15 protein-coding genes and 1 pseudogene are annotated in these 19,825 nt (G+C 67.7%); 4 read left to right on the top strand and 12 right to left on the bottom strand.

From position 1 onward, the window contains the following. Nucleotides 1-74 precede the first annotated feature (74 nt). A complete protein-coding gene (locus QP166_RS09970) occupies nt 75-1,472 on the top strand; it encodes a sugar porter family MFS transporter (RefSeq protein ID WP_333917314.1) in 1,398 nt (465 codons plus the stop codon). Between the two features lie 170 nt (nt 1,473-1,642). Here the strand turns inward: QP166_RS09970 and QP166_RS09965 are convergent, their stop codons facing one another. The 8 genes from QP166_RS09965 to QP166_RS09930 all read right to left on the bottom strand — a co-directional run bounded on the left by QP166_RS09965 (nt 1,643) and on the right by QP166_RS09930 (nt 11,573). Further along, nucleotides 1,643-4,270, bottom strand: a complete 2,628-nt coding sequence (locus QP166_RS09965; protein ID WP_333915776.1) for a M1 family metallopeptidase — start codon at nt 4,268-4,270, stop codon at nt 1,643-1,645. A 59-nt stretch (nt 4,271-4,329) separates the two neighbouring features. Further along, the gene (kynA, locus tag QP166_RS09960) at nt 4,330-5,145 is read right to left on the bottom strand and encodes a tryptophan 2,3-dioxygenase (RefSeq protein ID WP_333915775.1); all 816 of its coding nucleotides are present in this window, start codon (nt 5,143-5,145) and stop codon (nt 4,330-4,332) included. Continuing rightward, nucleotides 5,142-6,335: a kynureninase gene (gene kynU, locus QP166_RS09955; RefSeq protein WP_333915774.1), complete on the bottom strand. Its 1,194-nt coding sequence runs from the start codon at nt 6,333-6,335 to the stop codon at nt 5,142-5,144. Before kynU ends, kynA begins: the two co-directional genes overlap by 4 nt. 183 nt (nt 6,336-6,518) lie before the next feature. Further along, the gene (locus QP166_RS09950; protein ID WP_333915773.1) at nt 6,519-8,063 is read right to left on the bottom strand and encodes a DHA2 family efflux MFS transporter permease subunit; all 1,545 of its coding nucleotides are present in this window, start codon (nt 8,061-8,063) and stop codon (nt 6,519-6,521) included. A 426-nt stretch (nt 8,064-8,489) separates the two neighbouring features. Then, nucleotides 8,490-9,659: an efflux RND transporter periplasmic adaptor subunit gene (locus QP166_RS09945; RefSeq protein WP_333915772.1), complete on the bottom strand. Its 1,170-nt coding sequence runs from the start codon at nt 9,657-9,659 to the stop codon at nt 8,490-8,492. Next, nucleotides 9,656-10,672: an efflux transporter outer membrane subunit gene (locus tag QP166_RS09940; protein ID WP_333917313.1), complete on the bottom strand. Its 1,017-nt coding sequence runs from the start codon at nt 10,670-10,672 to the stop codon at nt 9,656-9,658. The genes QP166_RS09945 and QP166_RS09940 overlap by 4 nt, the downstream gene beginning before the upstream one ends. After that, entirely contained in the window at nt 10,570-11,121 is a 552-nt protein-coding gene (locus tag QP166_RS09935) for a hypothetical protein (protein WP_333917394.1), read from the bottom strand. The genes QP166_RS09940 and QP166_RS09935 overlap by 103 nt, the downstream gene beginning before the upstream one ends. After that, nucleotides 11,112-11,573, bottom strand: coding sequence for a MarR family winged helix-turn-helix transcriptional regulator (locus QP166_RS09930; RefSeq protein WP_333915771.1), 462 nt, complete (start codon nt 11,571-11,573; stop codon nt 11,112-11,114). The genes QP166_RS09935 and QP166_RS09930 overlap by 10 nt, the downstream gene beginning before the upstream one ends. A gap of 147 nt (nt 11,574-11,720) precedes the next feature. Here QP166_RS09930 and QP166_RS09925 point away from each other — a divergent pair. The 3 genes and pseudogenes from QP166_RS09925 (at nt 11,721) to QP166_RS09915 (ending at nt 15,406) form a co-directional block, all read left to right on the top strand. Beyond that, a pseudogene (locus QP166_RS09925) lies at nt 11,721-14,548 on the top strand (M16 family metallopeptidase). Nucleotides 14,549-14,559: 11 nt separating this feature from the next. Beyond that, nucleotides 14,560-14,859, top strand: a complete 300-nt coding sequence (locus tag QP166_RS09920; RefSeq protein ID WP_333915770.1) for a hypothetical protein — start codon at nt 14,560-14,562, stop codon at nt 14,857-14,859. Nucleotides 14,860-14,986: 127 nt separating this feature from the next. Next, complete coding sequence (locus QP166_RS09915; RefSeq protein ID WP_333915769.1) at nt 14,987-15,406, top strand: Dabb family protein; 420 nt, start codon at nt 14,987-14,989, stop codon at nt 15,404-15,406. Nucleotides 15,407-15,760: 354 nt separating this feature from the next. On the opposite strand, the gene QP166_RS09910 is transcribed toward QP166_RS09915, so the two are convergent. The 4 genes from QP166_RS09910 to QP166_RS09895 all read right to left on the bottom strand — a co-directional run bounded on the left by QP166_RS09910 (nt 15,761) and on the right by QP166_RS09895 (nt 19,641). Beyond that, nucleotides 15,761-16,522: an ABC transporter permease gene (locus tag QP166_RS09910; RefSeq protein WP_333915768.1), complete on the bottom strand. Its 762-nt coding sequence runs from the start codon at nt 16,520-16,522 to the stop codon at nt 15,761-15,763. Beyond that, nucleotides 16,519-17,448 (bottom strand): ABC transporter ATP-binding protein, encoded by a 930-nt coding sequence (locus QP166_RS09905; protein ID WP_333915767.1) that lies wholly within the window; start codon nt 17,446-17,448, stop codon nt 16,519-16,521. The genes QP166_RS09910 and QP166_RS09905 overlap by 4 nt, the downstream gene beginning before the upstream one ends. 136 nt (nt 17,449-17,584) lie before the next feature. Further along, a complete protein-coding gene (locus QP166_RS09900) occupies nt 17,585-18,295 on the bottom strand; it encodes a DsbA family protein (RefSeq protein ID WP_333915766.1) in 711 nt (236 codons plus the stop codon). Beyond that, entirely contained in the window at nt 18,292-19,641 is a 1,350-nt protein-coding gene (locus tag QP166_RS09895; RefSeq protein ID WP_333915765.1) for a M48 family metalloprotease, read from the bottom strand. The genes QP166_RS09900 and QP166_RS09895 overlap by 4 nt, the downstream gene beginning before the upstream one ends. Nucleotides 19,642-19,825 lie beyond the last annotated feature (184 nt).

Raw genomic sequence — 19,825 nt, 5'->3', positions numbered from 1 at the left:
ACACAAATGGGAGCGGGACTGGGATGGCGATGGTGATGATGGAGCCGGGCGGACCGGCGGATCGCGATGCCGCGATGGGGCAGGTGAACATAGGCTTCATCGCCGCGATCGTTGCGGTGGCGACGATCGGCGGCTTCATGTTCGGTTACGACTCGGGCGTCATCAACGGCACGCAGAAGGGGCTGGAAAGCGCCTTCGATCTCGGCAAGCTGGGGATCGGCGTCAACGTCGGCGCGATTCTGATCGGCTCGTCGATCGGTGCGTTCGGGGCCGGGCGGCTCGCGGACCGGATCGGGCGGCGCGGCGTGATGATGGGATCGGCGTTCCTGTTCCTGATCAGCGCCCTGGTCGCGGGGGCGGCCTCGTCCTCGGTGATCTTCATCCTCGCGCGTATCGTCGGCGGGCTTGGCGTCGGTGCGGCGAGCGTCATCTCGCCGGTCTATATTTCCGAAGTGACGCCGGCGGCGATCCGCGGACGACTCTCCAGCTTGCAGCAGGTGATGATCATCACCGGCCTGACCGGCGCGTTCGTCGCGAACTTCGCACTGGCGCGCTACGCCGGTGGCTCGACCGCGGACTTCTGGTTCGGCTTCACGGCATGGCGGTGGATGTTCTGGCTGCAGGCGATCCCGGCGCTGGTGTATCTGCTCGCGCTGCTCGTGATCCCGGAAAGCCCGCGCTATCTGGTCGCGCGCGGGCGTGACGACGAGGCGCACAAGGTGCTGACTCGGCTGTTCGGCACCGCCGAGGCCGATCGCAAGGTCGGCGAGATCCGCGGCAGCCTCGCCGCCGATCATCACCGCCCCAAGCTGTCGGACCTCAAGGACCGCACCACCGGCCGTATCCGCCCGATCGTCTGGGCCGGAATCGGGCTGGCGGTGTTCCAGCAGCTCGTCGGGATCAACGTCGTCTTCTATTATGGCGCGACCTTGTGGGAGGCTGTCGGCTTCTCCGAGGATTATGCGCTGCAGACCAATATCCTGTCGGGCGTGCTGTCGATCGCGGCGTGCGTGTTCACGATCTTCACCGTCGACCGGATCGGGCGCAAGCCGCTGCTGCTGATCGGATCGGCGGGCATGGCGGTGACGCTGGCGGTGGTCGCCTGGGCGTTCTCGACCGCGGTCACCGATGCGGCGGGCGCAGTGAGCCTGCCGGGCAACAATGGCGTGATCGCGCTGGTCGCGGCGAATTTGTACGTGATCTTCTTCAACGCCAGCTGGGGCCCGGTGATGTGGGTGATGCTGGGCGAGATGTTCCCGAACCAGATCCGCGGTTCGGGGTTGGCGGTCGCCGGCTTCGCGCAGTGGATCGCCAATGCGGCGATCTCGGTCAGCTTCCCGGCGCTGGCGGTGTCGCCGGGGCTGGCGGTGACCTATACCGGCTATGCGGTGTTCGCTGCGATCTCGTTCTTCTTCGTGCGAAAGATGGTGCACGAGACGCGCGGGCGCGAGCTGGAGGATATGCAGGGGTGAGGTTGCGCTTCTTGCGGTGAGAAGGGGGCGGTCGCTGCGGTGGCCGCCCCTTTTCTTTGGCTGACCGTGGTTCGTCATTTCGAGCGTAGCAAGGACGGAAGAAGGCGATCGTTCGCCGTCGCCAAGAGGAAGCGGGGCCCCGGATCACGTCCGGGGCGACGAGCGGTAGGTCACTGCGCCTTCGTCAGCACCGCTTCGATCTCCGCGCCCTTGGCGGCCTTTAGCGCAACGCATTGGTTGATCGCGTCGAGCGTCTGGCCGAGTTCGAGCGCGCCGCCGTTCAGCACCGCAAGCTTGGGGCGGAACATCGCCTCGACCGCAGCGGCCTTGTCGGCGCTGCAATAGCCGGCAAACGACAAGGGCAGGCGCGGGCGGGCGAACACCGGGATGCTGCCGGCGACCGCGTCGAAATTCTGTTGCAAGCGTGCGAACACGGCGTCGCGTCCGACCGGGCGGTTGGGAAGGATGCGCAGGATCGTGACACGCTCGGTCGATTGCAGCGCCTGATCCTCGGTCAGCGCCAACGCGCGGGTGACGGCGGCGGGGGTGGTCGCCGAACCAAGCGCGCGCACCGCCTGCTGGCGGAAGAGCGGATCGGTGCTGGCGATCAGCGCGGAGCGGAGCGTATCCATGAACGGCACGCCAAGATCCTGCACCGCCGCGACGAATGCGACCGCGCGATAGCTCGGGTCGAGCGCCTGCGCGTCGCCCGCCAGCGACGCCTGTGCGGCGGTGGTGAGCTGGCGGCGGACCGTGGCATCCTTGGCGACGAACGCGGCATAGGAAACCAGCGATTGGCGCAACTGGCTCTGCCCGGTTTCCTCATTCGCATAGGCGCCGGTGGTGAGCTTGAGCGCGCCGAGGCTGCGCAGCCGCGGCAGCGACAGCTCGCCCGCGAGGCGACGTAGCCCCGCTTCGGCGGCGGGCGTGAGCCCGAAGCGTTCGACGCCGTCGATCGCCGAGGGAAGCAGCAAGGTCGCCGAGCGCTCGCGATGGTCGGCGAGGATGCGCGCGCTCGACACGACGCGCGCGAAGCCGGCATTGCCGGCGGTGAAGTCCGACCACAGGCTGTCGGCGGCGGCCATCGCCTCACGCGCTGGCAGGGCGGCGGCGCCGGCCATCAGCGTCTGCCATCCGGCATCGTCGAGGCTGTAGCGCCAATAGCCCGCGCCATCGGCGTTGGGGACCGCCAGACCGTTGCCCTTAAGCGCGAGCGTGCCGCTCGCGCCGGTCAGCAGCGTGCAGCTGCGCACCTCGCCCTGTCGCGCACAGACGGGCACGTTCCAGGTCTGCGGCGCGACCGCGGCGACGCCGATCGGGCGGTAGCGCGCCTGCGCGAGCCGCCAGCCGGTGCCGTCCTGCCGGATGCTGATGACCGGCACCCCGGTCTGTTCGACGAAGCTGCGGAACACCGGCACGACGCCGGGGTCACCCGAGCCCTTGGCCATCGACGCGAAGAAGTCGTTGGCGTCGGCATTGCCATAGCGGAAGCGGTTGAGGTGATATTGGACGCCGCGGCGGAAGCGATCGGGGCCGAGATAGCGCTCGACCATCGTCAGCACCTGACCCCCTTTTGGTAGGTGATCGAGATCGAAGGCGCTGGAGACTTCGTCGCTGCGCTTGATCTCCTGACGGATCGGGCGACCGACCGACTGGCTGTCGGTGTCCATCGCCGCCAACGCCTCGGCGAGTTGTCCGACTTCGGTGCCGAGCCCCGGCTGCCACAATTCGCCGACGCGGTTGCCGGCCCATTCGGCGAAGCTCTCGTTGAGCCAGATGTCGGTCCACCATTTCGGAGTCACGAGGTCGCCGAACCATTGGTGTGCCAGTTCGTGCGCGACGACCATCCCGAAGTCGCGGCGCTGCGCGGCGGGGGCGTCGGGCGAGAGCAGCAGCAACGTGTCGTTGTAGGTGACGAGTCCGGCATTCTCCATCGCGCCGCTCATCACCGGCGAGGCGATCTGGTCGAGCTTCTCGAACGGATAGGGGATGCCGAAATAATCTTCGTGGAGCGCGAGGATCTTCGGGCCTTCGCTGGCGGCGAGTTGCAGGCGCGACGCCTGCCCCTTGGTGGCGATCGCGCGATACGGAAGCGCGGTCTTGCGCACCGCATTGGCGGGGGCGTTGCCGGGGACGACGTCGAACGCACCGACCGCGAGCGCGACCAGATAGGTCGGCAGCGGCTTTGACGCGGCGAACTTGTGGACGGTCAGCCCGCCGCCCGAAGTGCCGTGCGCGACCTCCGGAGTGTTGGCGAAGACCTTCTGCGTGGTCGGGGCGGTGATCGACAGCGTGAACGGCGTTTTGAAGCCCGGTTCGTCGAACGACGGGAACATGCGGCGCGCGTCGATCGGTTCGAATTGCGTCCAGGCGTACCAGTCGTCTCCGACCTTGGCGCGGTACAGCCCTTCGCTGCCGGTCATGAACGGCGCGTCGTAATCGAAGGTCAGCGTGACGCGGCCGGCGGGCAGCGTGCCGTCGAAGTCGAGCCGCGCGACGCCCGAGGCGTCGACCTGCGTATAGCGTGCGGTCAGCGTGCGCTTGCCCGCAGTAGCGGTGACGCGAGTGACGGTGAGGTCGTTGCCGTGCAGGAACAGTGAGCGCGTGGCGCGCGCGACCTGCGTGTCGATCTCGGTATGGCCCGTGAAGCGCGGCTGGGTGGGATCGATGGTCAGCGCGAGGCGATAGGCGGTCGGGCGCGCGGCGTCGGACAATCGACCGAGCGGAACCTCGGGCGTCTGGGCGGTGGCGGGCACGGCGAACAGCAGCGCCGCGGAGGCGAGCAGCAAGGTCTTCATCGGATCAATCCCCTTCTTGGCGGGGATCGTAACAGCCGCGACGACCGGAGGGTAGCGCTCTATAGCTGGGTGCGCACTGCCCATAGTTCGGGGAACAGCTCGACCTCCAGCATCCGGCGCAGGTACGACACGCCCGCGGTGCCGCCGGTGCCGCGCTTGAGCCCGATCACACGCTCGACGGTGGTGACGTGGTTGAAGCGCCAGCGGCGGAAATAATCCTCGAGATCGACCAGTTTCTCGGCAAGTTCGTAGAGCGGCCAATGCGCTTGCGGGTCGCGGTAGACGGTCGCCCAGGCGGCGGTGATCGCCTCGGCCGGCGCGTGCGGGGTGCGCCAGTCGCGTGCCGGGTCGGCGAGCAGCCCGGCGGCGTGGAGACGGGTAAGCGCGGCGTCGTAGATGCTCGGTGCGGCGAGGATCGCTTCCAGTCGCGCGAGCATCGCGGGACGGTGGCGGTGCGGGCCGAGCGTCGCGGCGGTGCGGTTGCCGCACAGATATTCGATCGCGCGATATTGCCACGACTGGAAGCCGGACGAGCGACCGAGCGCGTCGCGGAAGGTGGTATAGTCGCTGGGAGTCATCGTGCGCAGCACGTCCCACGCGCCGTTGAGCTGTTCGAGGATGCGCGACACGCGCGCCAGCAGCTTGAACGCTTCTGGCAGCGCGCCGGACAGGATCGCGTCGCGCGCGCTTTCGAGTTCGTGGACCGCCAGCTTCATCCACAACTCGCTGGTCTGGTGCTGGATGATGAACAGCAATTCGTCGTGCGCGTCGCTCAGCGGATGCTGGGCGTCCAGTACACGGTCGAGCGCAAGATAGTCGCCGTAGCCCATACGGTCGGCGAAGTTGAGTTCGGCGTCGTGGTGCGTGTCGGTCATGTCACGTTCGCGCGTTGGTGGAAGCGCGGCTGGTCCCATTCGCCGGTCGCGAGGATGTCGGTGAGGATCGCGGCGGCCTGTGCGACTTCGTCCTCGGTCAGGTAGAGCGGGGTGAAGCCGAAGCGCAGTATGTCGGGCGCGCGGACGTCGCCGATCACGCCGCGCGCGATCAGCGCCTGCATCACGGCATAGGCCTGGGGATGCGTGAAGCTGACCTGGCTGCCGCGCGCGTGCGGGTCGCGCGGCGAGGCGAGCGTGACCTGCGGGCAATGCGCCTCGACGTCGCGGATGAAGCGTTCCGACAGGCGGATCGAGGCGGCGCGCAGATCAGCCATGTCGACCTGGTCCCATGGGTCGAGCGCGGCGTCGAGGATCGACAGCGCGACGATCGGCGGGGTGCCGACGCGCATCCGCTCGACGCCGGGGGCGGGGCAATAGCCGCGCTCGAACGCGAACGGCGCGTCATGCCCGAACCAGCCGGCGAGGATCGGCTGCGCGACGTTCGCGTGCTCGCGCGCGACATGGATGAAGGCGGGCGCGCCGGGGCCGCCGTTGAGATATTTGTAGGTGCAGCCGACCGCGAAGTCGGCGTGCGCGGCGACAAGGTCGATCGGCAGCGCGCCCGCGGAATGCGCGAGGTCCCAGACGGTCAGCGCGCCTGCCGCATGGGCGCGTGCGGTAAGCGCGGGCATGTCGTGGAGCCGGCCGGTGCGGTAATCGACCTGCGTGAGCATCACGACCGCGACGCTGTCGTCGATCGCGGCGGCGACGTCTTCGGGGGCGACGACCTTCACTTCCAATCTGCGGTTCAACGCCTGCGTCAGCGCGTCGGCGATGTAGAGATCGGTCGGGAAATTGCCGGTGTCGGAGAGGACGATGCGCCGGTCCGGGCGGAGCGCGAGCGCGGCGGCGAGCGCCTGGAAGACCTTGATCGACAGCGTGTCGCCGGTGGTGACGCTGCCGGGCGGGGCGCCGATCAGCCGTGCGATGCGGTCCCCGACGCGCGCGGGTAGCGTGGTCCAGTCGGCATCGTTCCAGGCACGGATCAGCCGATCTCCCCATTCGGCGCGGAGCACTTGCGCGGCGCGGGCCTCGGCGGCGAGCGGCAGCGGGCCGAGCGAGTTGCCGTCGAGGTAGATCACGCCTTCCGGCAAATGGAACAGGGCGCGGGTGGCGGCGAAGTCGGTCATGAGGGCAGGGTAGGATCGTTACCGGGGATACGGAAGCCCCTCACGATCCCGTTCGCCTCGAGTAGCCGTCGAGCTTGTCGGGACGGCATATGGAGAGGGGCTTGCGTCGGCGACTTCTCGATACGCGCTCTCGACAGGCTCGATCGCTACTCGAAGCGAACGAGGGTGGAGAAGGAAGCAGCCTCAATCCGCCGCCACCGGCCCATGCTGCGGCTGCGGGCGGCGGCAGAGCCAGATCGGGACGATCAGCACCGCGGCCAGCCAGGCCGACAGGCGGAACAGATCGGTCGAGGACAGCAGATACGCCTGCCCGACCATCTGGCGCGTCACCGCGGCGGCGGCTTGCTGCGTGGTCATTCCGAGCTTCTGCAAATTCTCCGACGCCATCTGCCAGCCGATGCCGTTGCCGATCGCTTCGGCGAGCCGCGACTGGTGGAGCGCCTCGCGACGGTCCCACGCGGTCGAGATCAGCGAGGCGGCGAACCCGCCCGCGACGATCCGGCCGAAGTTCGAGATGCCGGTCGCCGACGGGATCTTCTCGGGCGGGATGCCGTCGAGCAGGATCGTCAGCATCGCGAGGAAGAAGGTCGCCATCGAGACGCCCTGCACGAGCAACGGCAGCATCAGATCGTAGAAGGTCGCCTGCGTCGTGAAGCCCGAGCGCATCCAGTAACTGATCGCGAAGCCGGCGAAGGCGACGGTGGCGAGGATGCGTGCGTCGATCTTGCCCGACAGTCGCGCGATCAGCGGGGTCAGGATCACGGCGACCAAGCCACTCGGCGCGGCGACCAGCCCGGCCCAGGTGGCGGTATAGCCCATCTGCGTCTGGAGCCACAGCGGCAGGATCAGGATGTTGGCGAAGAACACCGCGTAGCCCAGCGAAAACGCGAGATTGCCGATCCAGAAGTTGCGGCGCGCGAACAAGCTGAGGTCGACGGTCGGGTTGGCGTCGGTCAACTCCCAGATCACCCAGGAGACGAAGCCGACGATCGCGACGATCGACAGCACGACGATCAGCGGATCGTTGAACCAGTCGGCATTCTTGCCGAGATCGAGCATCACCTGCAACGACCCGACCCACAGCACCAGCAGGCCGAGGCCGACCGTGTCGATCGGCAATTGCATGGTCGGCGTCTCACGGTCGCGCAGCCGCGTCCAGCAGATGAAGGCGGTGATGATGCCGAAGGGGACGTTGATCAGGAAGATCCACGACCAATGGTAATTGTCGGAAATGTACCCGCCGAGGATTGGCCCCATGATTGGTGCGACCAAGGTCGTCATCGACCAGATGCCGAGCGCGGTCGAGCGTTTGTCCGAGGGGAAGATCGCGATCAGCAGCGCCTGGCTGCCCGGCATCATCGGTCCCGATACCGCGCCTTGCATGACGCGAAAGACGATCAGCGACGGCAGGTTCCATGCGATCCCGCACAGGAACGAGGCGATCGTGAACAGCACGACCGAGGTGCAGAAGACGCGCACCACGCCGAAGCGTCGCATCAGCCAGCCGGTGAGCGGCACAGCGACGCCGTTGGCGACCGCGAAGGCGGTGACGACCCATGTCGAATTGTCGCTGGAGACGCCGAGATTGCCGGCGATGGTGGGAAGCGAGACGTTGGCGATCGTCGAGTCGAGCACCATCATGAAGGTGCCGAGCGCGAGCGCCAGCGCGGTGACGCCGAGCCGCGCGCCGGTGAGGGGCGGGGGGCCGGAGGCCGGGGCACTAGCCATTCATGATGCTCCCACCGATTGCGCCACTCACCACCGTCGTTCCCGCGAAGGCGGGAGTCCAGAAGCTCTGGCGTTGCGCCTCTTTCGCCGGGCTCCGCGCGTCTGGATTCCCGCCTGCGCGGGGATGACGAAGGGGTGCAGGGGACATCACTGGTTCGCTGCCACGATGCGATGGATTGCGGTCTCGATCTGCGGATCGGTGCGGAGGGCCGTATTGCCCTGATCGGGTGTCGTCGCAGCACCCCTCTTCCGTCATTCCCGCGAAGGCGGGAATCCAGAACCTCTGACGCTGCGCCTCTTTCGCCGAGCTACGCGCGTCTGGATTCCCGCCTGCGCGGGAATGACGAAGAGGGGTGCGGCCATGACGGAGGGGCGGCTGGTACTCGCGACGTGGTGTGCTGAACTGACGGGAAGGCAGGCGGCGCATTACCGGTTTGCCGCCACGATGCGACGGATTTCCGCCTCCACCTCTGGGTCGCTGCCGGTTGTCGTGCTGCCCTGATAGGGCGTCGTCGCGGCCTGTGCGAGTTGTGGTCCGCGCGTGTCGGCGGTGTCGATCGTCGCCTTCACCGACAGCCCGACGCGTAGCGGGTGTGCGCGCAGTTCGCGCGGGTCGAGCGCGATGCGGACGGGCAGGCGCTGGACGATCTTGATCCAGTTGCCGCTGGCGTTCTGCGGCGGGAGCAGCGCGAAGGCGTTGCCGCTGCCCGCCGACAAGCCGACGACGCGGCCGTGGAACTTCACGTCGCCACCGTACATGTCGGAGGTCAGCTCGACCGGCTGGCCGAGGCGAACATCCTTGAGCTGCGTCTCACGGAAGTTGGCATCGACCCACACGCGGTCGAGCGGGACGATCGCCATCAACGGCGTGCCGGCGTTGACCTGCTGCCCGACCTGCACCGTGCGTTGTGCCACCACGCCCGCGATCGGCGCGGTCATGTGCATGTGGCTGCGCGTGATCGCGGCGCGGCGATAGGCGGCGATCGCGCTCAGCACCGCAGGATTGGTGTTCACGTCGGTGCCCTGCACGGTCGCCTGCGCCTGTCGCCGCTGCTCGCGCGCGAGGCGGAGGTTAGCCTGCGCGACCTTCACCGCGTCGGCGGCGTGCGATAATTCTTCGCCCGATACCGCGCCCTGTGCGGCGGCGGAGCGGCGACGCGCGTAATCGGCCTGGGTGCGCGACAGTTCGGCCTGCGCCTGGACGATCCCGGCGTCGCTCTGCCCGACGCGGGTGAAGTCGGCACGCGTGCTGCGGACCGCGCGCGCCAGCTCGGCGGCGGCGGCGGCGACGTTGACGTCGGCGGTGGTGGGATCAAGGTCGATCAGCGGCTGCCCGGCCTTGACCGCCTGCGTGTTGTCGGCGCGCAGCGCGGTGACGGTGCCCGGATCGCGCGCAGTGACCGCGACCACGTCACCCGCGACGTAGGCGTCGTCGGTTTCCTGCTCGGGTGGGCTGAAGAAGAAGTGGAAGATCGCCCAGCCGATCGCGACCAGCGCGACGATCACCGCGAGGATGGTGAGCGCGCGGCGGCGGGCGGCGGGCTTGCCCGTGGGAGCGGGGGCCGGCGAAGGAGCGGGGGTGGCGGTGTCGGTCATCGGGCAGCGTCCTGAACGGGATCGAAGCCGCCGCCCAGAGCGGTGGCGAGTTGCGCGCGCGCGGCGAGCGCGTCGATGGAGAGGCTGGCATCGGCCAGCTCGGCGTCGAGCAAGCGGACATCGTTGTCGACCAGATCGAGCCGGCTGTTGAGCCCACTGGCGACGCGGATCGTGTTGAGGCGGTTGGTCTCCGCGAAGCCGGCGGTCACCTGGCGCTGGCTGACGCGCGCGGTGTCGGTGGCGCGGACCTGCGCGATCGCGTCGGCGACCTGTCGCGCGGCGGTGACGACGGCGTCATTGTATTGCGCGGTCGCGACGTCGAGCGCGGCGGTGGCGCCGGCCAGATCCGCGCGGCGCCGCCCGCTGTCGAACAACGGCAGATGGAGTGCCGCGCCACCGCCCGCGGTGCCGGAATCGAGGTCGACGAAATTGCCGAAGCCGATCGCCTGCAGCCCGACCAGCGCCGACAGGTTGATGTTGGGATAGAAGGCGCGGCGCGCGACCTGTCGCTCGGCCCCGGCGGCAGCGATCCGTGCCTGTGCCGCGGCGATGTCAGCGCGGCGCGCGAGAAGGTCAGCGGGGATCGCGGTCGGGACCGGCAGTGCGGTGTCGGTGGCGAGATGCGTCGCGCCGATCGTCGCGGCATAATCGCTGCCGCGCCCGGCGAGCGCCGCCAGCGCGTTGGTGGCGAGCACACGCGCCGCCTGTGCCTGCACCAGCGCGAGCCGCGCCTGTGCCAGCAGCGTCCCGGCGGCGGTGACGTCGATGCGGCTGGCGAGCTGGCTTCGCTCGCGCGCCTGCACCAGCGACAGCGAGCCCTCGCGCGCCCTGATCGTGCGTGCCGCGATGGCGGCGCGGCGTTCGGCGCGCGCGACCTCGACGTAATTTTGCACGACCGCCCCGGCGAGCATCAACCGCGCGGCGGCGACGTCATAGCCGGCGGCGCGGGTCTGCGCAGCGGCGGCCTCGATCGCAGCCTTTTGTCGGCCGAACAGGTCGAGGTTCCACGACAGCCCGGCCTGTGCGGTGCCGAGCGCGCGGACGGTGCCGGCATAGGGGGCGGGATCGTGTAATTGCCCGACAGTCGCGTGCCCTGCACCTGCGCGTCGGCATCGATCGAGGGGCGGCGCTCGGCATCCTGCCGTTCGAGCGCCGCCTGCGCCTGACGGACGCGCGCCGAGGCGATATCGAGCGAAGGGTTGCCGGCGAGTGCGTCGGCGACCAGCCGGTCGAGCTGCGGATCGCCGATCGCGTGCCACCAATCGGGCGCGAGCTGCACCGACGGGCCGGCGAGCGCCAGCGCGGTCGGCGTCTTCGCCTCCACCGAGGTGTGCGAGGCGGGGGCGGCGCAACCGGCGAACAGCAGCGCCACCGCCGCGGCGAGCCCGGCGCGTGCGCGCGAGAGACTGCACAAGGCGCGTATCGGCGGGGCGGCGGGGCAGGCGGACGGGGTCAGGGGCATGTGGCAATGTCCTCCAGCGTGCAGCGCATCTTCTGCATCAGCGAGATTAGCGTCTCGACCTCGGCATCCGCCCAGCCGGTGAAGCAGCGGTTCCAATGTTCGACGACCATGTCCCGGCAGCGGAAGGTCATCGCGCGCCCGGCGGGGGTGAGCGACAGATGCACGACGCGGCGATCGTCGGCGGAGCGGGTGCGCTCTACGAGACCCTTCTCCTCCAGCGTGTCGATCAGCCGCGTCATCGCGCCCTTGTCGTGCGCCATCCCGCGCGCGAGCGCGGCGCAGGTCGGCGCCTCGCCGTGATGGATCGTCATCATCGCCGACCATTGCGACGAGTTCAGCTCCTCGTCCGCCAGCAGTCGATCGAGCAGCCCCGTCATCGTCTGGTTACAGGTCTTGATAAGGTAACCGATTGATTGTTCAGGCGTGTAGGTCTCGGGATCGTAGAAGCTCATACAGTTGCCATGGCAACCATTGCCGGGGCAGTCAATGACTTTGTTTCGTAATATTGCCGCGGGCGGGGTAGGCCGTCACGCTTGCGGCGGAGGCGGGGGCCGCTATGGTTTCGACAGACACTTCATTTCCCTAGGGGAGCATCAAAGTTGGCTTATCGCGCATTCCTGGCCGCCGGTTCGGCGCTGGCGGCTTTGACGACCCCCGTGCTGGCGCAGAACGCCCCCGCGCCGGTGTCGCAACTCGTCAAGGCAGTCGACATCCCTTATCAGCAGTTCACGCTGAAGAACGGCCTGCGCGTGGTCGTCCACACCGATCGCAAGGCACCGATCGTCGCGGTCAGCGTCTGGTATGACGTCGGATCGAAGCACGAGCCCAAGGGCAAGACCGGCTTCGCGCATCTGTTTGAACATCTGATGTTCAACGGCAGCGAGAATGCGCCGGGCGACTTCTTCGAGCCGCTGCAACAGGTGGGCGCGACCGACTTCAACGGCACGACCTACTTCGACCGCACCAATTACTTCGAGACGGTGCCGACCGCCGCGCTGGCGCGTGCGCTGTTCCTCGAATCCGATCGCATGGGCTATCTGACCGGCGCGATCACGCAAGGCGTGCTCGATGAGCAGCGCGGCGTGGTGCAGAACGAGAAGCGGCAGGGCGACAACCAGCCGTACGGGCTGCTCCGCTACAAGGCGACCGAGGGGCTGTTCCCGGCGACGCACCCTTATGGCCACACCACGATCGGCTCGATGGCCGATCTCGACCAGGCGAGCCTCGCCGACGTCAAGAACTGGTTCAAGGGCCATTACGGGCCGAACAATGCGGTGCTGGTGCTGGCCGGCGACGTCGATGTCGCGACCGCCAAGCCGCTGGTCGAGAAGTATTTCGGCGCGATCGCCGCCGGGCCGAAGAGCGTCGCGCCGCCCGCCCCGATCCCGGCCTCGCTGCCCGGTCCGGCCAAGGAAGTGATGAAGGACCGCGTCGCCGCGACCCTGATCATGAAGGAATGGGCGGTGCCCGGCCTCAACGACAAGGACTCGGCCTCGCTGGAAGTCGCCGCTGGGGTGCTCGGCGGGCTGGCCAGCTCGCGGCTGAGCAACGTGCTGGTCAAGGGCGAGAAGCTCGCGGTGCAGGCGTCCGCCGAATATGAATCGTTCGCGCAGGTCGGCACGTTCCAGATCGTGACGATCGTCCGCCCGGGCGTCGATCCGGCGACAGTGTCGGCGCGCGTCGATCGGATCGTCGCCGACTTCATCAAGAACGGCCCGACCGCCGACGAGGTCAATCGCTACGTCACCAGCACCGTGTCCGGCCGGATCGACGGCCTGGAGGCGGTCGGCGGATTCGGCGGCAAGGCGGTCGCACTCGCGGAGGGCGCGCTTTATTCCAACGATCCCGGTTTCTACAAGAAACAGCTCGCCGAACTGGCGGCGCAGACCCCGGCGAGCGTGAAGGCGGTTGCGGCCAAGTGGCTGACGCGTCCTTCCTACCAGATCGACATCGTCAACGGCGACCGCGACGCTTATGCGGAATCGAAGGCCGTGCCGCCGGCGAAGGTGGTCGAGGCGCCCGAACCGCCCGCAAAGGGCACGCGCGGCGCGATCCCGGCGGTCGGCGAGGTGGCAGGCCTGTCGTTCCCGAAGGTGGAGCGCTCCAAGCTGTCGAACGGCATCGAACTGATCTACGCCAACCGCGCGGTCGTGCCGATCACGCAGGCGGTGCTCAGCTTCGATGCCGGCGTTGCGGCGGACGTCGCCGACAAGCTGGGCACGCAGCAGCTGACGCTGAGCATGATGGACGAGGGCACGAAGGCGCTGGACTCGATCCAGATCGCCGAGGCGCGCGAGCGGCTGGGCGCATCGATCTCGAGCGGGAGCAGCCCGGACCGCACGACGCTGTCGCTGCGCGTGCCGAGCGCGAACCTTGCGACCGGGGCGGACCTGTGGGCGGGCATCGCGCGGACGCCGGCCTTCCCCGAGAGCGAGCTGGGGCGCGTCAAGACGCAGCAACTGACCGAGATCGCGCAGGAACTGACCAGCCCGCAGGGGTTGGTACAGCGCGTCCTGCCGAAGCTGGTGGCGCCGAACTCCCCTATGCCAAGGCGCAGGGGTCGGGCGATGCCGCGGCGGTGCAGGGGCTGACCCGCGCCGAGCTGATCGCGTTCCAGCAGGCGTGGCTGCGCCCGGACAAGGCGAAGATCTTCGTCGTCTCCGACCGGCCGCTCGCCGAGATCCGCCAGGTCATGGAGGCGCGGTTCGGCGACTGGAAGCCGGTCGGCGCGGCCGGCGCCAAGGCGTTCCCGCCGGCGTCGACCGCCGTGTCGCCGCGGATCGTGCTGGTCGACCGTCCCGCCAGCCCGCAGTCGATGATCGCGGCGGCGGTGCAAACCGGGTTGAAGGGCACCGACGACCTGCTGCCGCTGCAGGTGGGTAACGACGCATTGGGCGGCAGCTTCCTCGGCCGGCTCAACATGGACTTGCGCGAAGACAAGCATTGGTCGTACGGCGTGCGCGGCAATTTCACCCGCAACGCGGAGGCCGCACCCTATATCCTGTACGCGCCGGTACAGGCCGATCAGACCGGACCGTCGCTGGCGGCGTTGCGCGCCGACGTGACGCAGTTCCTGACCAGCAAGCCGATGACCCAGGAGGAGTTCACCCGCGCGATCAACGCCGGCACGCGCTCGCTGTCGGGCAATTTCGAGACGTCGGACGACGTCCTGACCGCGATGCAGGCCAACGACCTCTACAAGCGTCCCGACGATTATTACGCGACGATCACACAGAAATATCGCGCGCTGACGCTGCCGCAGGTCAATGCGGCGACGAAGGCGGCGATCGATCCGGCGAAGTTCGTGTGGGTGGTGGTCGGCGAGGCGGCCAAGGTGAAGCCGCAGCTTGACTCGCTGGGGCTGCCGGTCGAGGTCATGCCGGCTGCTGCGGTGGCCGGAACGCGTCCGGCGCCCGCCGCCAAGTAAGGAGTAACACGATGGCCGGAGTGGATGGAACCTACGATTGCACGGTGAAGTCGCCGCTGGGCGATCAGAAGATGACGCTGACCGTGACGCAGTCGGGTGAGACGTTCACCGGCCAGGCGTCGGGCGCGATGGGCGCGTCGGACGTGAACGGCACCGTCGACGGCAACACGCTGGCGTGGAAGCAGCAGATGACGGTGCCGATGCCGATGACGCTCGACATCACCGCGACGGTGGACGGCGACACGGTGACCGGCAGCGTCGGCGCCGGTGCGTTCGGTAGCTTCCCGCTGTCGGGGACGCGCACCGCCTGAGCGACGCCACTATGGTGGGACGTGCGTACGGCGCGGCAGGAGCGATCCTGCCGCGCCGTACGACTATTTGGTGCTGGCAAGTCCCGCACGCGCAAGGCAAATCCGCTCGCGATTGAGGAGATTGATCGTGGATGCAGGACGCAGGGAGATGATGGCGATGATGGCGATCGGCGGGGCAGGGATCGCGGGGGCCGTATCGGGCGGCGAGGCGCAGGCCGCGGCTGCGGTGGTGCCCGCCAAGGTGGTGCATCATGTGTTCTTCTGGTTGAAGAACCCGACGTCCACCGCCGACCGTGATCGGCTGATCACCGGGCTGCGCACGCTGGCGGCAATCCCGGTGATCCGCGCGCTGCACATCGGCGTGCCCGCCGATACCGAGGCGCGTGACGTGGTCGATGGGAGCTATCAGGTGTCGGAATTGATGTTCTTCGACACGGTCGCCGACCAGAAGGCGTATCAGGATCACCCGATCCACCAGAAGTTCGTCGCGGATTGCGAGCCGTTGTGGCGCAAGGTGACGGTGTACGACACGCTGCGGGTCGACTGACGGCGGGTGGCTGCGTTACGGCAGCCTACCTTGATATCAGAATAATATGGAAGCTACCCGCGTTCGTCATTGCGAGCGTAGCGAAGCAATCCAGGGGCGGATCAGGACGCTCTGGATTGCTTCGCTACGCTCGCAATGACGATGCAAGTCGATCCGACCTGGACCGGATCGGCATTCAGGACTTCTATGCCGCCTGGTCGCCGCGATCGCTTCATCGTCGCCTCGGACCCTTCGGCTAGCTCAGGAGAGCCTTGATCCGGAGCCCCGCTTTTGCCGACAGAAGGAAGAAGCGGGATCCCGGATCAAGTCCGGAATGACGGGAGGAGGCGGGTGATCGGTGAACGTCGATCCGAGCTAGCTCTTCAGCCGCCAGCCGGTGCGGAAGATCGTGACCACGGCGGCGAGGCACAGCGCCGCGAAGCCCATCGTCACCGCGACGCACAGCGCGAACGAGACATCGCTCTGCCCGAAGAACGTCCAGCGGAAGCCGTTGATGAGATAGGCGACCGGATTGAACAACGTCACCGTCCGCCACGGCTCGGGCAGCACGTCCAGCGAGTAGAAGGCGCCGCCGAGGAAGGTCAGCGGGGTGACGACGAGCAGCGGGATGATCTGCAACTGCTCGAACCCGTTCGCCCAGATGCCGAGGCAGAAGCCGAACAGCGCGAAACTGGCGGTGACCAGCAGCAGGTAGAGCAGCATCAGCAACGGATGCGCGATGTGAAGATCGACGAACAAATGCGCGGTGGCGAGGATCACCATCGCGATCACCATCGATTTGGTCGCCGCTGCGCCGACGTAACCGATCACCGTCTCGATCGGCGACAAGGGCGCGGATAGCAGCTCGTAGATCGTGCCGGTGAACTTCGGCATGTAGATGCCGAGGCTGGCGTTGAAGATGCTTTCCGAGAAGATCGTCAGCAGCATCAATCCCGGTACGATGAACGCGCCATAGCTGACCCCGTCGATCCCGCGCATCTGCGATCCGATCGCCGCACCGAAGACGATGAAATAGAGCGTGGTGGTGATGACGGGCGTCGCGAGGCTGGTCCAGATCGTCCGCCCGAACCGCGCCATTTCGAAGCGATAGATCGCCCAGATCCCGTGCAGGTTCATGCGCTTCCTCCCACCAGATCGACGAAGATGTCTTCGAGGCTCGACTTGCGCGTTTCGAGGTCGCGAAAGGCGATATGTTGCTGCGCCAGCCGTTCGAGCAGCCGCGGAATGCCGGTATCCTCGGCCTTGGCATCGAAGACGTAGCGCAGGGTGTGGCCCTCATCCTCGAGCGTCAGCGGCCAGTCGGACAGGGCCGCCGGGACCGCCGTCATCGGCTCGACCAACGTCAGGTCCATCTGTCGCTTGCCCAGCTTGGCCATCAGCGCGTTCTTCTCCTCGACCAGCAGCAGCTTGCCGCCGGTGATGACGCCGACGCGATCGGCCATTTCCTCGGCCTCCTCGATATAATGGGTGGTGAGGATGATCGTCGCGCCCTGTTCGCGCAGCCGATGCACCAGCTTCCACATGTCGCGGCGCAGCGCGACGTCGACCCCGGCGGTCGGCTCGTCGAGGAACAGGATCTGCGGCTCGTGCGCGAGCGCCTTGGCGATCAGCACGCGGCGCTTCATCCCGCCCGAGAGGTCCTTGATCTTGGCATGGCGCTTTTCCCACAGCGACAGGTCGCGCAGCACCTGTTCGATATAGTCGGAATGGCCCGAACGCCCGAACAGCCGCCGCGAGAAAGTGACCGTGGCGAGCACGCTTTCGAACTGATCGGTCGCCAGCTCCTGCGGAACCAGCCCGATCGCGCGGCGGGCGGCCTTATAGTCGCGCGTCACGTCATGGCCGGCGACCGTGACCGTGCCGGCGCTGGGAGTGACGATCCCGCAGATGATGCTGATCAGCGTCGTCTTGCCCGCGCCGTTCGGCCCGAGCAGCGCAAAGATCTCGCCGCGGTTGACGGTCAGGTCGACCGTGCCGAGCGCGGTCGGGCCGTTCTTGTAGGTCTTCGACACACCCGCGACGGTGAGAATCGGTTCCGGCATTCGGCCCCCTTGCTGCTGCCGATCGATGCTCGGCGTGATCGTCATCGTGTCCGACCCGGATCGGTGGCGTGCAGATGGTGATGTTCGGGCGCGAAGTCTATGGTGGAGATGCTGGGATTGCGGGTCCGTGTTGGGGCTAGGACGCGCGCGCTTTTGCCACGGCGTCCTGCAAGCGGTCGAGCGGGAGGGCGCCGCTGAGTAGCTGATCACCGACCACCCACGCCGGTGTGCCGTTTATGCCAAGCTTTTGCGCGAGTTCGAGGTTGGTGCGCAGCGTTTCGTCGGCGTCGGCGGGCATGTTCGCGAGGTTGACCCCGCTGGCGCGCGCGGCCTGCGCGATCGTGGCGTCGCTGACCGGGCCGGCGGCGTAGAGCGCGTCGTGGAAGTCCTTGAATTTGCCTTGTGATGCGGCGGCGAGCGAAGCGCGGGCGGCGGTGCGGCTGCTCTCTGCGAGGACCGGCAGTTCCTTGAAAACGACGCGCAAATTCTTGTTTGCGGCGACCAGCTTCTCGATCGTGGGCAGGCTGGCGCGGCAAAAGCCGCAATTATAGTCGTAGAATTCCACCAGGGTGACATCGGCGTTCGGATTACCGATCCAGGCGTTGCCGTACGGGGTCTCGATCGCGCCGCGATTAGCAGCGATCGCGCGGGTCGCGTCGCGCTGTTGCAGACGTTCGATCGCCTCCGGAATCAGTTCGGGATGCGCCAGGACATATTCGCGCACGACGCGACCGATCCGCGCCTCGTCCGCCGCACCGACCGGTGCCGCGCGGTCCGCGAGCCACATCCCGCCGGCACCGAACAACAGCCCGATCGCGACCAGCGCCAACACCATCAACCTGTTCAACGTCGGCGCTTCTTTCCGGTCTTGTCGACGGCATTCTGCGCGGTCATCGCAATGTCCTGCGCGCGGATCCAGTCGGGGGTGTTCTTGGGGATGCCCGCCATCGCATAGCGGGCGCGGTCGACCGCGGTGCGATCGTCGCCCATCATGCTCGCGCGTTCGGCACTCGCCAGCGCGGCGCGCGCCTCATCGCCAGTCAATTCGTAGACCGTGCCGAGCTGGAACCACGCGAAGGGGTTTTCATCGTCACGCGCCACGGCGGTGCGCAGCACGCGCTTCGCCTCGTCATAATTGGTGGCGTCCTCGGTCGCGATCAGCGCGTGGCCGTAGGTGGTGGCGATCAGCGGATTGGCGCGCGAGCCCTCGGTGGCGCGCTTGAGCGGGGCGAGCGCGAGCTTCGGCTTGCCGGCCTCCAGCAGGATCTGCCCCATGATCTCCTGGAAATAGGGATCGTTGGGTTCCTTGGCGACCAGCGCCTCGGCCTCGGCATCCGCCTTTTCGGGATAGCCGGCGCGGTGATACGCATAGGCGCGGGCGTAATGCGCATAGACCGTCTGGTCGCTGTCGGGATATTTCTGGAGCGCCTGCGGGGGCGGCATCAGATAGCCGTCGAGCTTGGCGCGCACGCGCAGGAAACGCTCCTGCAAGGCGCTGTTGGCCGGCTTGCTCCATGCCTTCGACGCCTGCACATCGGCGGTCAGCGTCTGGACGCGCGTGCCCGACAGCGGGTGCGACTGCATGAACGGGTCGATGTTCTTCGTGCCGTAGCGATATTCCTGCTGTTGCAGCTTCTTGAAGAACTCGAGCATCCCCTTGCCGGTGATCCCGGCGGTGTCGAGGTAGCGGACCGCCGAGGCGTCGGCGGTCGCTTCCTGCACGCGGCTGAAGGCGAGGACCTTGCCCATTGCGACCTGCTGACCGGCGGCGAGGATGCCCGCGCCCGCCTCGCCACCGCCCGCCGCCATCGCGGCGAGCCCGAGCACCATCGAGAGCAGGTAGACGCCCATTGCGGGCTTCTGCGCCTGTGCGCCGGTGATGACATGGCCGTCGGCAATGTGGCCGAGTTCGTGGGCGATGACGCCCTGCACCTGATTGGCGCTGTCGGCCTGCTGGAGCAGCCCGGTGTGGATGTAGACGGTCTGCCCGCCGGCGACGAAGGCGTTGATCGAATCGTCGTTGACCAGCGCGAACGACACGTCGGCCGGGCGCAGGCCCGCCGCGGTGACGAGCGGGGCGGACATGTCCTTGAGCAGCGCCTCGGTTTCGGCATCGCGCAGCAGCGACTGCGCCTGCGCGGGTTGCGCGAGGAGCAGGACGGCGGTGGCGACGGCGGCGATCAGGCGGCGCATGCGGTGGGTCTTAGGGCATGACGGCAGGAGCCGGAAGGAGCATCGGTGCATTTCACCGGAACGTTCACCTTGTCCGTCGCCCGAGACTTGATCGGCGGCCCCACTTTGCGCGCCCGCGGTAAGAAGCGGGATCCCGGATCAAGTCCGGGATGACGGAAGAAAACAGGTGAGGGGCGTCTGCCGA

Origin of the sequence: Sphingomonas sp. LR60, assembly GCF_036855935.1 — a bacterium.
Taxonomy (GTDB): Bacteria; Pseudomonadota; Alphaproteobacteria; order Sphingomonadales; family Sphingomonadaceae; genus Sphingomonas.
The sequence above is the reverse complement of the archived record's forward strand: the minus strand, read 5'-3'. Positions and strand labels throughout refer to the sequence as shown.

What these genes read in the sequence shown, in the direction of transcription:
- QP166_RS09935 (WP_333917394.1), bottom strand. Translation starts at nt 11,121, where the DNA reads ATGCCCCTGACCCCGTCCGCCTGCCCCGCCGCCCCGCCGATACGCGCC.
- QP166_RS09965 (WP_333915776.1), bottom strand. Translation starts at nt 4,270, where the DNA reads ATGAAGACCTTGCTGCTCGCCTCCGCGGCGCTGCTGTTCGCCGTGCCC.
- kynU (WP_333915774.1), bottom strand. Translation starts at nt 6,335, where the DNA reads ATGACCGACTTCGCCGCCACCCGCGCCCTGTTCCATTTGCCGGAAGGC.
- QP166_RS09945 (WP_333915772.1), bottom strand. Translation starts at nt 9,659, where the DNA reads ATGACCGACACCGCCACCCCCGCTCCTTCGCCGGCCCCCGCTCCCACG.
- QP166_RS09930 (WP_333915771.1), bottom strand. Translation starts at nt 11,573, where the DNA reads ATGAGCTTCTACGATCCCGAGACCTACACGCCTGAACAATCAATCGGT.
- QP166_RS09895 (WP_333915765.1), bottom strand. Translation starts at nt 19,641, where the DNA reads ATGCGCCGCCTGATCGCCGCCGTCGCCACCGCCGTCCTGCTCCTCGCG.
- kynA (WP_333915775.1), bottom strand. Translation starts at nt 5,145, where the DNA reads ATGACCGACACGCACCACGACGCCGAACTCAACTTCGCCGACCGTATG.
- QP166_RS09920 (WP_333915770.1), top strand. Translation starts at nt 14,560, where the DNA reads ATGGCCGGAGTGGATGGAACCTACGATTGCACGGTGAAGTCGCCGCTG.
- QP166_RS09905 (WP_333915767.1), bottom strand. Translation starts at nt 17,448, where the DNA reads ATGCCGGAACCGATTCTCACCGTCGCGGGTGTGTCGAAGACCTACAAG.
- QP166_RS09910 (WP_333915768.1), bottom strand. Translation starts at nt 16,522, where the DNA reads ATGAACCTGCACGGGATCTGGGCGATCTATCGCTTCGAAATGGCGCGG.
- QP166_RS09950 (WP_333915773.1), bottom strand. Translation starts at nt 8,063, where the DNA reads ATGGCTAGTGCCCCGGCCTCCGGCCCCCCGCCCCTCACCGGCGCGCGG.
- QP166_RS09970 (WP_333917314.1), top strand. Translation starts at nt 75, where the DNA reads ATGGGGCAGGTGAACATAGGCTTCATCGCCGCGATCGTTGCGGTGGCG.